We start from the raw sequence: 12,896 nt of genomic DNA on the forward strand, positions 1-12,896 counted from the left end.
GTGGCTAAATCAGAAAATCGTCGGCCGGATGAGCCCAAGCAGCCTCAACGTGGCAGGTTCGACCGGGATTTCCTGAAGTAGCCACGGGCGCCGGGGACACCGTTCAACAGACAGGCTGCCCAAACCGCAGATGCGGTGCTATTGTGCCATTTATGACGCAATATCGGATCAGTGAGGCCGCCGAGTTGCTCGGTGTCAGCGATGACACCGTGCGTCGCTGGGTAGACGGTGGTCGTCTCGCCGCGGATGCCGACGCATCCGGTCGTCTCGCCGTCGATGGAGCCGCGCTCGCCGCCTTCGCCGTCGACCAGGCAAGCACCCCGACCGACCCGTCCACAGTGGGCCGCAGCGCCCGCAACCGGTTTGTCGGCATCGTCACCGCCATCACCACGGACACGGTCATGGCCCAGGTCGAGTTGCAGTGTGGCCCGCACCGCGTCGTCTCGCTCATGTCGAGCGAGGCCGTGCGCGAACTCGGCCTCGAGGTCGGCTCGCTCAGCGTGGCCGTGATTAAGGCCACCAACGTGATCGTCGAAACTCCGGGACGGATGCTGTGACCCGCCTGGCCCTCGCCGCCCTGGCCGTGCTCGCCCTGGCCCTCACCGGCTGCGCGCCGTCAACCGCCCCGGGTATCGCCGCTGCCAGCGCGACCGCAGACCAAACCCTCACTGTCTACGCGGCCGCCTCCCTCAACCCGGCCTTCGACGAGCTCGCCACCCTGCTGGAGAAGCAGAACCCTGGCGTCAACGTGCAGGTCACCTACGACGGATCCTCCACCCTCGCTACCCAGATCACGGCCGGCGCCCCTGCCGACGTGTTCGCGAGCGCCGACCAGAAAAACATGCAGCCGCTGGCCGACGGCGGGCTCACCGGCCCGGCCACCCTATTCGCCGGCAACACGCTTCGCATCGCGGTTGCCCCCGGCAACCCACTGGGCATCGAGAACCTCGAAGATCTCGCCCGCTCCGGTGTAATCACCGTGCTGTGCGCGGCGCAGGTGCCGTGTGGGGCGGCATCCGCTACCCTGCTCACCAATGCTGGGGTCATTCTCACGCCCGCGAGTGAGGAGCAGAATGTGACGGCTGTGGTCACTAAGGTCGCCAGCGGCGAAGCGGATGCCGGCCTCGTCTACGCGACGGACGTCGCCGCGAACCCCGGCCGCATCGAGGGCGTGACCTCGGCCGGAGCGGACGCGGTCGTCGGGCACTATCCGATCGCCGTCGTCAAGGAGAGTGCGCACGCTGAGACCGCCCAGGCCTTCGTCGACCTCGTGCTCTCGCCCGCCGGGCAGGCCGTGCTGGCCGCCCACGGTTTTCTCGCTCCGTGAGGGTTCTTCTGCCCTGCCGCCCAGGCATCCGCGGGACACCGGGCCCACCTTGTGGCCACGGGCCCAGTTTAGAAACTGGGCCCGTGGACGGGGCCCGGGCCCCGTCCGTTACCTACCGGACCCGGAGCGCGCACTCGCGCAGGCCGCACCGGAGGGCGAGCATATGATCCCGCGCCTGCTCTATGTGCCCGCGAGCATCGGCCTCGCTCTGCTCGTGCTTCCGCTCGCCGGACTCCTGCTCAAGGTCGACTGGCCAGGCCTCCCCTCCCTGCTCCTCTCGCCGGAAGCCCTGCGGCCGCTGGGACTCTCGCTCGCGACGGCATCCGTTTCGACCGTGCTGTGCCTACTGCTCGGCGTGCCGCTGGCCGTCGTCATCGCCCGATCGAAGCCGCGGGTGGCCGGCCTGCTGCGGGCACTCGTGACCGTGCCGCTCGTGCTGCCGCCCCTCGTCGGCGGCATTGCACTGCTCTCCCTGCTCGGCCGAAATGGTGTGCTCGGCAACACCCTTGAGCTGGCCGGGCTGCGCATTCCGTTCACGACGACCGCGGTCGTGATCGCGCAAACTTTTGTGGCCCTCCCTTTTCTCGTGATCGCGGTCGAGGGCGCGCTGCGCACCGCCGGCGTGCGTTACGAACGCGTCGCGGCCACCCTCGGCGCCCACCGCGGCACCGTCTTCGCCCGCATCACGCTGCCGCTCGTCGGTCCCGGTCTGCTCGCCGGCACGGTATTGAGCTTCGCCCGCGCCCTCGGCGAGTTCGGCGCGACCGCCCTGTTCGCCGGCAACCAGGCCGGAGTCACCCGCACCATGCCCCTCGCCATCTACACCGCGTTCAACGGTTCTGGCGTCACGACCGACCAGGCCGTCGCCCTGTCACTGCTGCTCATCGCGGTCGCCGTGATCATCCTCGTGCTGGTTGGAACCCGCCGGGCGAGCGTGCTCTCATGACCCCGGCCCTCTGGAAATCCGCCGCCAACGCCCTGCTCGAGGCGAACCTGCAGCTCACTCGCGGCTCGTTCACCCTCGACGTGCAGCTCTCCCTCGCGCCCGGCGAGGTGCTCGCGCTGCTCGGACCGAACGGCTCGGGCAAATCGACCGTGCTCGATCTGCTCGCCGGCCTCGCCACCCCCGAGCACGGCACCGTCACCATCGACGGCGCCGTGCTCACCGCACCCGGCCGCTTCGTAGCCCCAGAGCGCCGGGCCATCGGGCTGCTTGGGCAGGACCCGCTGCTGTTCCCGCACCTCAGTGCCCGCGCCAACGTGGCGTTCGCGCTGCGCGTCGGCGAGGCCCAATTGAGCGCCGCCCAGGCCCGAATAGCGGCCGACCACTGGCTCGACCGCGTCGGCCTGCACGGCTTCGGCGGCAGTAAACCCGGCGCCCTCTCCGGCGGACAGCAGCAGCGCGTCGCCCTCGCGCGGGCCCTCGCGGCCGGGCCGCGCGTGCTCCTGCTCGACGAACCCCTTGCCGCCCTCGACGCGGAGACCGCGCCGTTCATGCGTCAGCTCATTCGCGAGCAGCTCGCCGAAACCGGAACCAGCGCCATCATCGTCACCCACGACATCGTTGACGCGGTCGTGCTCGCCGATCGCGTCGCTGTGCTGCACGACGGCGCCCTCATCGACGAGGGTACGACCGCAGCGGTGCTCGCTGCCCCGCGCAACCCGTTCGTCGCGGCCCTCGCCGGCGTCAACCTCGTGGTCGGCAGCGTGCAGAACGGCGCGGTCGCCGCCCCCGACGGCCGCATCTTCCACGTTCGCCCAGCGGATGCCGTCGCCCTCGCGCCCGCGTCTTCCGGCACTCCGGCATCGGCGAGCGCCATCACCCTCGGCGGGGCCGACCAGAACGTTCCAGCCGCGGCCGTCTTTCGCCCGGCATCCGTCGTCGTGCAAACCGAACAGCCGCGTCACGCGAGCCCGCGCAACGTCTGGTCGGCCCGGGTGACCGGCATCGAGCCGGGCAGCGGCGGAGTGCGCCTGCGCACCAGCGGTGACCCCGAGGTCATCGCCGAACTCACCCCCGCCGCCGTTGCCGACCTCGGCCTGCAACTCGGCTCCACCGTCTGGCTCTCGGTCAAAGCCACCGAGGTCAGCGCCTACCGCCGCTAACCTCGAGCAAGGGGCACGTCGATTTGTAGCCGGGGGATGCTGATGCCGACTTTGCGGGTGACTGATTCGGTGCTGGACGGCCTGTCGACGACCCTGTCCGGGGCTGCAGTGCAGCTCAATGGTTCGTCTTTAGTCATCCTGACACCATGGCATTCGTCTGACCAGGCAGGGTGCACCGAGTGTAGACACGACGGGCGTTCAGGGAGACTTTTATAGTGCGTCGATCTGGGCTCCCGGCACCGAACTTCAAATCACCTCCTTCTCACCGTGTTTCGAGATGGAGGAGGGGCAGCATCCGTCGGATGAGTATTAGGGCGGCAGAATAGCCAGCCGGGGTACGTTAAAAGCACGACCAAGGAGACCCATGACCCCCACCGAACTTCTCATTGAAGAGTTCTCCCGCATCCAGGGCACGGTGCATCGCACCCTGAAAAATGCCACCGTCGCAACGCTCACCTTTCGAGCGGATGCCGACGCCAACACCATTGCGTGGCTCACCTGGCACCTGTCCCGCGTGCAGGACGACCACCTCGCGGACCTCGCCGGTATCGAGCAGGTGTACATCGGCCAGGGCTGGGCTGAACGATTCGACCTGCCGTTCGGGCCGACGGCGACCGGCTACGGGCATACCTCCGCCGACGTCGCGGCCGTGCGAGCCGACGCCGTCCTGCTCGGCGGCTACTACGACGCCGTGCACACCGCGACCGTCGCGTACCTGGCCACGCTGAGCTCGGCAGACCTCGACCGGGTCGTCGACGCGTCCTGGACCCCCGTCGTCACGCTCGGCGTGCGTCTGGCCAGTGTGCTCTCCGACGACCTGCAGCACGCCGGGCAGGCCGCCTTCGTGCGCGGCCTCGCCGACCGCGCCGGCGTCTAGCGTCGCCGCCCCGCCGGAGCGGTTGCTGAAGAGACTCGTCCGCCGACGCGAGCGGTCTGGGAAACCCGGACGTGTGTCGTTGGTCGAGCTCGTCGAGACCGCATGGCGCGACGCAAGCGGTCTGCGAAACGGGAAGTCGAGCATCCGCTCGGGCTCGCTGCTGGACTGCTTGGCGGAGAATGGGGGATTCAAACCCCCGAGGGCTTTCACCCAACACGCTGCGGGCATCCGTTTGGCGGAGAATGGGGGATTCGAACCCTGCGAATGGGGTTTGTGCGTCACCCAACACGCTGCGGGCATCCGTTTGGCGGAGAATGGGGGATTCGAACCCCCGAGGGCTTTCACCCAACACGCTTTCCAAGCGTGCGCCATAGGCCACTAGGCGAATTCTCCTGGCCGCCGTTGCAATAAAGCAACGGCACCAGAGAATCTTACCTGTTTCCAGCGGATCCCACCGCCACCTCCGCAGACCGCCCCCCGGTTGGTGCCGCCCAGCGTCGTACCCTAAACTGAACTTCGGCTCCTCGCGTGGCGCCACCTTGGCCAATTCCCCCAGGACGGAAACGTAGCAAGGGTAACCGGGCTCTGGCGGGTGCGCGAGGAGTCTTTTTCGTACCCACGACCCGCAAGGGTAACCGGGGCTGCGCCACTGTGCCGAGGTGCGCGAGGAGTCTTTTCTATGCCCATTCTGCCCGCGAGAGCGCAAAAAGTGCCCGATTGAGGGTCTCAAACGGGCACTTTTTGCGCTTTCGCGCGACGATCGCGTGGAGATCGTGGCCCCCATTTGGCCGAGTACGCGGTTGTTGGGACCTTTGGCACTTGGCCGGTCGGCGCGGCTCAATAGGATGGAAGAAGCGCGGCTGTGTCGCCGCGCGACAACGCGGAGGAGCGATGATCGACGATTCCGGCACCATGACCTGGCCCTCGCGCGCGCCAAAACCCCTCAGCGCAGCGGCCTTGGCGGGCATCGACGCCTGGTGGCGGGCCGCTAATTACCTCGCTGTTGGCCAGATCTACTTGCTCGGCAACGCTCTGCTGAAAGAGGCGCTGACCCGCGACCACGTCAAACCGCGCCTGCTCGGCCACTGGGGAACCACGCCCGGCCTCAACTTTCTCTACGCGCACCTGAACCGTGCGATCGCCGAACGCAGCCAGAGCACCATCTACATCACCGGCCCCGGCCACGGCGGCCCCGGCATGGTCGCCAACGCCTACCTCGACGGCACTTACACCGAGGTCTACGCCGACATCGAGCAGAACGAGCACGGCGTGCAGAAGCTGTTTCGCCAGTTCTCCTTTCCCGGTGGCATCCCCAGCCACGCCTCGCCCGAGCTGCCCGGATCCATCCACGAGGGCGGCGAACTCGGCTACGCCCTCAGCCACGCCTACGGCGCCGCGTTTGACAACCCGAACCTGCTCGTGGCCGCGGTGGTCGGCGACGGTGAGGCCGAAACTGGCCCGCTTGCCACCAGCTGGCACTCCAACAAGTTCATCAACCCGCTGCTGGACGGCGTCGTGCTGCCCATTTTGCACCTCAACGGGTACAAGATCGCCAACCCCACGGTGCTGGCGCGCATCCCCGAAGACGAGCTGCTCGATCTGATGCGCGGCTACGGTCACACTCCGTATATAGTGAGCGGCGGCTTCGACGGCGAAGATCCGATGCTCGTGCACGCGCGCATGGCCGAGACCCTCGACCTGGTGCTCAACCAGATCGCCGACATCAAGGCAGCAGCCGCCCAGGCTGCCGCAAACAACGAGGACTTCGCCCGCCCGCGCTGGCCCATGATCATCCTCCGCACCCCCAAGGGCTGGACCTGCCCCGCCCGTATCGACGATGTGCAGGTCGAGAACACGTGGCGCGCGCACCAGGTTCCGCTGGCAAACGCCCGCGACACCCCGGCGCACACCGCCCTGCTCGAACAGTGGATGCTGTCCTACCGTCCGCGAGACCTGTTCGACGCAAGCGGCGCTCCCGTGAAACAGATCACCGACCTCGCCCCACAGGGCGACCTGCGCATGAGCGCTAACCCGATCGCCAACGGCGGACTCCTGCGCCGCGACCTGCACCTGCCCGACTTTCGCGATTTCGCCGTCGACGTGCCCGAGCCGGGTGCAACGCTGAATGAGGCGACGCGAGTGCTGGGCGGCTACCTGGCCGAGGTCATCCGTTTGAATCCGCAGAATTTTCGCATCTTTGGGCCTGATGAGACCGCGTCGAACCGGCTGGCCCCGCCGGTCTACGAGGTAACCGACAAGCAGTGGAACGCCGAGCTGAAACCCGGCGACACCAACCTGGCCCGCGCTGGCCGCGTCATGGAAATGCTGAGCGAGCACCAGTGCCAGGGCTGGCTCGAGGGCTACCTGCTCACCGGGCGGCACGGGCTGTTCAACTGTTACGAAGCATTCATCCACATCGTCGATTCCATGTTCAACCAGCACGCCAAGTGGCTCAAGGTGACCGCCGAGATCCCGTGGCGGGCACCGATCGCGAGTCTGAACTACCTGCTCAGCTCGCACGTCTGGCGGCAGGATCACAACGGGTTCAGCCACCAGGATCCGGGTTTCATCGACCACGTCGTCAACAAGAGCGCGGACGTCGTGCGGGTCTACCTGCCCTTCGATGCGAACACGCTGCTCTCCACCTACGACCACTGCCTGCGCAGCGTCAACTATGTCAACGTCGTCGTGGCGGGCAAGCAGCCGGCGCCGAACCTGCTCACGATGGAGCAGGCCGTCGCGCACTGCACCCGTGGCCTCGGCATCTTCGACTGGGCTGGCACCGAGGTTGCCGGTCTCGCCCCCGATGTCGTGCTTGCCGCCGCCGGCGATGTGCCCACGCTCGAGGTGCTCGCCGCCGCCGAGATTCTGCGCGAGAACCTGCCCGGGCTCATGGTGCGGGTCGTGAACGTCGTCGACCTGATGCGCCTGCAGTCCGAGGATGACCACCCGCACGGCCTGAGCGACAGCGCCTTCGACGCCGTCTTCACGCCGGACAAGCCCATCATCTTCGCCTATCACGGCTATCCGTGGCTCATTCATCGGCTCACCTACAAGCGCCACGGCCACGAGAACCTGCACGCCCGCGGCTACAAGGAGATCGGCACCACGACGACCCCGTTCGACATGGTCATGCTCAACGACCTCGACCGGTACCACCTCGTTATGGACGTCATCGACCGCACCCCCGGGCTCGCCGCCCGCGCTGGCCTGCTGCGGCAGCAGATGCAGGATGCCCGCCTCGCCGCCCGCCAATACACCCGCGACCACGGCGAAGACGTTCCGTCCATCACGAACTGGTCCTGGTCTTCCCAAGCGGATGCCGCCGCCGCCGAGACCGGCGCCGACAATGTCTAGCCGCGGCACCGCGTCGCGTGGCTGGTTTGACGCGTTCGCTCGCGCCCCGCGAAGGCCGGGTGTCGTTCCCAGCGTCTGACCCACGCCCCACACTCTCCCAACCCGAATACGCTTGAATGGACATCGTGGCTCGAAGCATCTATATCACCAGCGCCGAAGGTAATACCGGCAAATCCTCGATTGCGCTCGGCGTGGTCGACACGCTCACCCACCTGGTGGAACGGGTCGGCGTGTTCCGCCCGGTCGCTCGCACCGCAACCGAACCCGACTACGTCGTCGAGCTCCTGCTGCGTCACCTGCAGGCCAATGCCGGCCCCGGTTCCGCGGCCGGGCAGACCTACGAGCAGAGCATCGGTGTCAGCTACGACGACGTCAACACCGACCCCGACGCGGCCCTGGCCGTGATCGTCGCCCGATACAAGGCGATCGAAGCCAACTGCGACACGGTCGTCGTCATCGGCAGCGACTACACCGACGTCGGCAGTCCTACCGAGCTGGCTTTCAATGCCCGCATCGCCGCGAACCTCGGAGCCCCTGTGCTACTCGTGCTCGGCGGTCGCGTCGGCCCCGGCGAGGGCGAACGCCTCGGCCAGAGCGACGCCCGTTCGGCCGTGGATATCGGCCAGCAGACCGACGTGGCGCTGGCGGAACTGCGCGACGAACACGCATCCATTCTGGCGATCATCGTCAACCGGGCCGACGAAACCGCCCTGGCCGAGATTATCGACTCGGTGCGGGCTACGACCAACGCCCAGCCGGCGCGCTCGGGCGGAGCCTTCGGCGTGCCGATCTGGGCCATTCCCGAAGATCCCTACCTTGTCGCCCCGAGCATGCAGAGCATCATGGAGGCCACCGAGGGCACCCTGATCAAGGGTGACCCCGCTCTGCTCGCCCGCGAGGCGCTCGGCGTCGTTGTCGCGGCCATGTCCATGGTCAACGTGCTGCCGCGCCTCATCGAGGGCGCCGTCGTCGTCGTGCCGGGCGACCGCGAAGACGTGCTGCTGGCCGTGCTGCTGGCCAACGCCTCCGCCACCTTCCCCTCGATTGCCGGAATCGTGCTGAACGGCGGTTTCGACCTCCCCGACGCTATCCAGCAGCTGATGGAGGGCCTCGCGCCCTCGCTGCCGATCATTCGCACCTCGCTCGGTTCCTACGACACGACCATGCGCATCACCCGCACTCGCGGACGCCTCGCCGCCGACTCGCAGCGCAAGCACGACACTGCGCTGGCGTTGTTCGAGACGCACGTCGACGCTGCGGCCCTGCTCGACCGGCTCGATGTGAGTCGGGCCGAGGTCGTCACGCCACTCATGTTCGAGTACGCGCTGCTCGAGCGGGCGCGCCAGAACCGCCAGCACATCGTGCTGCCCGAGGGGGAGGACGACCGCGTGTTGCGCGCTGCCGCCACCCTGCTTGCCCGCGATGTGGTCGAGCTGACCATTCTCGGCGAAGAGTTCGAGGTGCGCTCGCGCGCCATCGGCCTGGGTCTCGATATCTCCAAGGCCCACGTGGTGAGCCCCTATGACGACCTGCTGCGCCTCAAATTCGCGCAGGAATATATGCAGTTGCGGGCACATAAGGGAATCACGCTGGATCAGGCCAACGAAACCGTCACCGACGTGAGCTACTTCGGCACAATGATGGTGCAGCTCGGGCTCGCCGATGGCATGGTCTCCGGCGCCACCCACACCACCGCGCACACCATTCGGCCAAGCTTCGAGATCATCAAGACGCAGGTCGGCGTCGGCGTGGTGTCGAGTGTGTTCCTCATGGCGCTCGCGGACCGCGTGCTGGTCTACGGTGACTGCGCCGTCATTCCGGTACCTACCGCCGAGCAGCTCGCCGACATCGCCATCTCCGCTGCCGCCACGGCGGTGCAGTTCGGCATCGAGCCGCGCATCGCCATGCTGTCGTACTCCACCGGGTCTTCCGGAGAGGGCGCCGACGTCGAGAAGGTGCGCACCGCCACCGCCCTCGTGCGGGAGCGCCGCCCGGACCTGCTGGTCGAGGGCCCGATTCAATACGATGCCGCAGCGGATGCCGCGGTCGCCGCCACAAAGATGCCCGGTTCCAGCGTGGCCGGGCGCGCCACCGTGTTCATCTTCCCCGACCTCAACACCGGCAATAACACGTACAAGGCCGTGCAGCGGAGCGCTGGCGCGGTCGCGATCGGCCCCGTGTTGCAGGGTTTGCGCAAGGCGATCAACGACCTCTCTCGCGGCGCCCTGGTACAGGACATCGTGAATACCGTCGCGATCACCGCCATCCAGGCTGCCGGCCTGACGGATGCCGCGGCGCCAGCCCTTGACGCCACCCCGGCCGGAGCCACCCGATGACCGCCGTTCTGGTCGTCAACTCCGGGTCGAGCTCCTTCAAATACCAGCTCATTGAGATGGACACCGAGACCACCCTGGCGAGCGGACTGGTGGAGCGCATCGGCGAGGTCGTCGGCGATTCCGTGCACTCCATCGCCGGGGTGAAGGCCGAGGTATCGGCGGCGGAGGCTTCTGCGGAGACGCACGTTCCGGCATCCGCTGATCGAAAGTGGAAGCGCGAGCTGCCCATTCCCGACCACACGGCCGGATTCGCCGTGATGCTCGAAGCGTTCCGGGCCCATGGGCCGTCGCTTGCGCGGCACGTTCCGGTGGCCGTCGGGCACCGCGTCGTGCACGGCGGAGCCCGCTTTCACCAGCCGACCCTCGTCACGCCGCAGGTTGAGAAGGACATCGACGAGCTGTCGGGGCTGGCGCCGCTGCACAATCCGGGCGCGCTGCAGGGCATCGTCGCGGCCGTCGAGGCATTCGCTGACGTGCCGCACGTGGCAATTTTCGACACGGCATTTCACCAGACGCTGCCGCCCGAAGCCTTCACCTACGCGATCAATGCCGATCTGGCCGAGCGGTATCGCATCCGTCGCTATGGTTTTCACGGCACCAGCCATGGCTTTGTGGCGCGCGAGGCGGCGAACTTTCTGCAGCGACCGGTCGAAGACCTGAACCAGATCGTGCTGCATCTCGGCAATGGCGGGTCGGCCTGCGCGGTCGAGGGCGGCCGCTCGGTCGAGACCAGTATGGGCATGACACCGCTCGAGGGACTCGTCATGGGCACCCGCTCCGGCGACATCGACCCGGGCGTGCTGTTCCACCTGCATCGACGGGCCGGACTCGACTTTCCCGAGATCGACAAACTACTCAACCGGGGCAGCGGACTACTCGGTCTGACCGGGCGGGGCGATATGCGCGACGTGATCGTGGCCGCCACCGCTGGCGACGGGCCGTCGCAGCTCGCGATCGACGTCTACGTGCACCGGGTTAAGGGCTACGTCGGGGCGTATTATGCCCAGCTCGGCCGGGTCGACGTGATCTCCTTCACCGCCGGTGTCGGCGAGAACGCCCCGCTCGTGCGCGAGCGCGCCCTTGCCGGGCTGGAGGCCCTGGGCATTCGCATCGACCCCGAGCGCAATGCTGCCGCCGCGCGCGGCGCCCGCGTGATCAGCGCCGACGACTCCGCGGTCACGGTGCTCGTGATTCCGACCAACGAGGAGCTCGAGATCGCCCGCCAGACCCTGGCGACGGTGCGCTGACCCCGCCCCAGGCTTGGCCTCCCGCGCTCGCCGTGCAGAACTGCGGAGATTTTCGCGTTCAGCTTAGAATCTGGCGTGATTGGGGCGATTTCTGCCATATCTCCGCCGTTACGAACGGCGCTTCCAGGCTGCTGCGTCCTCGGCGTCGTTCACCATGCGACGCACCGTCTCAAGGGTAGTGGGCCACGTGTCGAAGATGTGTGGCCTGGCCAAGCGGAGGACCCGAATCCCCTGCCGTTCAACTTCGCGATCTTTGCTGCGGTCGGGCAGAAATCGTTCCGGACCGTGCCATTCTTCACCGTCGGTCTCTATCCCGACGCACCCATTCACGAGCATGTCGACGCGGCCAGCACCTGTCACATAAAATTGTGTCGCGACCCGAAAGCCCGCGCGGATGAACCCCACCCGGCTGAACGTTTCAAATCCGGACTGCGCCCCGCGATCGAGGAGGCGCAGCAACGCGCGCAGGTGGTCAGGGGCCAGACGGAGGAGCTCTTCGAGGTCGTCCTCCGTGATGAACCTCATGAAAAGCGCGGACTCCAGGCATGCCAGCGCGTCGACATCGTCGAGGCATGACAACGCTTGCAGCACGGCGTCAAACGGTGATACTTCGAACACCGGTGCCCAGCAGTGGAAGGCGCGACTCCAATGGATCGATGCGCCGGGGGCCAATCGTCGCTGGTGGTGGTGCGGGCGCAAGCGGAGATGTAGTCCTGGCCGCGCGATTCCGCTCCAGATGCCGAGCTGCGACAGGCGAGTCAGACAATCGACCCGCCCGCCAACTTGCAGTGCGGTGAGAGTCGGCGCGTCGAGGTGCGCGCAGGAAAATACGCCGTGGGCAACGTGCCTGATCAGCCCGGAATCCACTGCAGATTTCACTGATCGTCGGCTGGCCCCGATACCCGCCAGTTGCTGTGACGTCGCGACGTGCCCCAAGTGGCACAAAACAGTGACAAGGTCGTGGCTCATGACTGCATAGTGCGACGAATGACGCTGTGCTCGGCGAGGTGCGCGCAAGTTGTGGATTGCCACCAGAATTCGGTGACTGGGGAGGAGAGGCCGGCCCCGTATGCTTCAGCAGCGGTTCAGAAGTGCGAAGAAGACGCCCTCCTGGGGTCGCTTGTGGCCTGACTGGGCTGAGATCGCCGAGAATCTCCGCAGACCTGCACTGGGGCCGGTCGGCACGCGATAGATGCGGGAGATGGCGGCGACCGGCAGGCTCCAACGTGTTCTACTCTCGGGCCGTTCAGTACTGCGGAGATTTTCCATGGCGGCGGCCAGTTTCGCTGCGTTTTGGGCCGGCGGGGCCGAATCTCCGCAGTTGTAAGCGGGAACCTCAGCGGTAATGGGTCAGGCGTTCACGATCGTGCAGGTTCCGGCGCCGACCAGCAGCGGGAACGTGGCGTGCGCGCTCGAGATGAGCGAGCCCGCTCGAGTGGGCCGCAGCGACCCCGACGTCGCCCGCCCCGCCGAGCAGCGCACCCTCGCAGGTCGACGTGAACGTTCCCGATGCCGGCTCAGACGTGCTCACCCCGCTGCCGAGCGAGACCTCTATGAGCCCGCCGACCCCGGTGTTCGATTCGTAGTAGCGGGCATTGGCCCCCCGCGTATCCGGTGGTCGGATAGTGCCAGGTCAGCACGATCCG

At 67.2% G+C, this 12,896-nt stretch carries 10 protein-coding genes, 1 tRNA gene and 1 other RNA gene; 9 read left to right on the forward strand and 3 right to left on the reverse strand.

What is annotated here, in order from left to right:
* Nucleotides 1-152 precede the first annotated feature (152 nt).
* The 5 genes from E3T35_RS04900 (at nucleotide 153) to E3T35_RS04920 (ending at nucleotide 4,310) form a co-directional block, all read left to right on the forward strand.
* Nucleotides 153-557, forward strand: a complete 405-nt coding sequence (locus tag E3T35_RS04900) for a molybdopterin-binding protein (protein ID WP_134378002.1) — start codon at nucleotides 153-155, stop codon at nucleotides 555-557.
* Nucleotides 554-1,327: a molybdate ABC transporter substrate-binding protein gene (gene modA, locus E3T35_RS04905; protein WP_134378003.1), complete on the forward strand. Its 774-nt coding sequence runs from the start codon at nucleotides 554-556 to the stop codon at nucleotides 1,325-1,327. The genes E3T35_RS04900 and modA overlap by 4 nt, the downstream gene beginning before the upstream one ends.
* A gap of 163 nt (nucleotides 1,328-1,490) precedes the next feature.
* On the forward strand, nucleotides 1,491-2,273 hold the full coding sequence (locus E3T35_RS04910) for an ABC transporter permease (protein WP_134378004.1): 783 nt from the start codon (nucleotides 1,491-1,493) through the stop codon (nucleotides 2,271-2,273).
* A complete protein-coding gene (locus E3T35_RS04915; RefSeq protein ID WP_134345449.1) occupies nucleotides 2,270-3,433 on the forward strand; it encodes a sulfate/molybdate ABC transporter ATP-binding protein in 1,164 nt (387 codons plus the stop codon). Before E3T35_RS04910 ends, E3T35_RS04915 begins: the two co-directional genes overlap by 4 nt.
* 364 nt (nucleotides 3,434-3,797) lie before the next feature.
* On the forward strand, nucleotides 3,798-4,310 hold the full coding sequence (locus tag E3T35_RS04920) for a DUF664 domain-containing protein (protein ID WP_134345448.1): 513 nt from the start codon (nucleotides 3,798-3,800) through the stop codon (nucleotides 4,308-4,310).
* Nucleotides 4,311-4,615: 305 nt separating this feature from the next.
* Here the strand turns inward: E3T35_RS04920 and E3T35_RS04925 are convergent.
* A tRNA-Ser gene (locus tag E3T35_RS04925) sits at nucleotides 4,616-4,703 on the reverse strand.
* Nucleotides 4,704-4,825: 122 nt separating this feature from the next.
* On the opposite strand from E3T35_RS04925, the gene ffs reads away from it, so the two are divergent.
* From ffs to E3T35_RS04945, 4 genes are all read left to right on the forward strand, one after another.
* Nucleotides 4,826-4,922, forward strand: an RNA gene (gene ffs, locus E3T35_RS04930) — signal recognition particle sRNA small type.
* A 279-nt stretch (nucleotides 4,923-5,201) separates the two neighbouring features.
* Nucleotides 5,202-7,667, forward strand: coding sequence for a phosphoketolase (locus E3T35_RS04935; protein ID WP_134378005.1), 2,466 nt, complete (start codon nucleotides 5,202-5,204; stop codon nucleotides 7,665-7,667).
* 125 nt (nucleotides 7,668-7,792) lie between these two features.
* A complete protein-coding gene (gene pta / locus E3T35_RS04940) occupies nucleotides 7,793-10,003 on the forward strand; it encodes a phosphate acetyltransferase (protein WP_134378006.1) in 2,211 nt (736 codons plus the stop codon).
* Complete coding sequence (locus E3T35_RS04945) at nucleotides 10,000-11,250, forward strand: acetate/propionate family kinase (RefSeq protein WP_134345446.1); 1,251 nt, start codon at nucleotides 10,000-10,002, stop codon at nucleotides 11,248-11,250. Before pta ends, E3T35_RS04945 begins: the two co-directional genes overlap by 4 nt.
* 108 nt (nucleotides 11,251-11,358) lie before the next feature.
* Here E3T35_RS04945 and E3T35_RS04950 read toward each other — a convergent pair whose 3' ends face one another.
* Nucleotides 11,359-12,219: a hypothetical protein gene (locus E3T35_RS04950; protein ID WP_134378007.1), complete on the reverse strand. Its 861-nt coding sequence runs from the start codon at nucleotides 12,217-12,219 to the stop codon at nucleotides 11,359-11,361.
* A gap of 367 nt (nucleotides 12,220-12,586) precedes the next feature.
* Nucleotides 12,587-12,781 (reverse strand): hypothetical protein, encoded by a 195-nt coding sequence (locus E3T35_RS04955; protein ID WP_134378008.1) that lies wholly within the window; start codon nucleotides 12,779-12,781, stop codon nucleotides 12,587-12,589.
* Between the last annotated feature and the right edge of the window lie 115 nt (nucleotides 12,782-12,896).

Origin of the sequence: Cryobacterium sp. TMT1-2-2, from assembly GCF_004403505.1 — a bacterium.
Taxonomy (GTDB): Bacteria; Actinomycetota; Actinomycetes; order Actinomycetales; family Microbacteriaceae; genus Cryobacterium; species Cryobacterium flavum.

Excerpts from the sequence above, each read along its gene's own strand:
- E3T35_RS04900 (WP_134378002.1), top strand. The coding sequence starts at position 153 with ATGACGCAATATCGGATCAGTGAGGCCGCCGAGTTGCTCGGTGTCAGC.
- E3T35_RS04910 (WP_134378004.1), top strand. The coding sequence starts at position 1,491 with ATGATCCCGCGCCTGCTCTATGTGCCCGCGAGCATCGGCCTCGCTCTG.
- E3T35_RS04935 (WP_134378005.1), top strand. The coding sequence starts at position 5,202 with ATGATCGACGATTCCGGCACCATGACCTGGCCCTCGCGCGCGCCAAAA.
- E3T35_RS04945 (WP_134345446.1), top strand. The coding sequence starts at position 10,000 with ATGACCGCCGTTCTGGTCGTCAACTCCGGGTCGAGCTCCTTCAAATAC.
- E3T35_RS04915 (WP_134345449.1), top strand. The coding sequence starts at position 2,270 with ATGACCCCGGCCCTCTGGAAATCCGCCGCCAACGCCCTGCTCGAGGCG.
- E3T35_RS04920 (WP_134345448.1), top strand. The coding sequence starts at position 3,798 with ATGACCCCCACCGAACTTCTCATTGAAGAGTTCTCCCGCATCCAGGGC.
- E3T35_RS04950 (WP_134378007.1), bottom strand. The coding sequence starts at position 12,219 with ATGAGCCACGACCTTGTCACTGTTTTGTGCCACTTGGGGCACGTCGCG.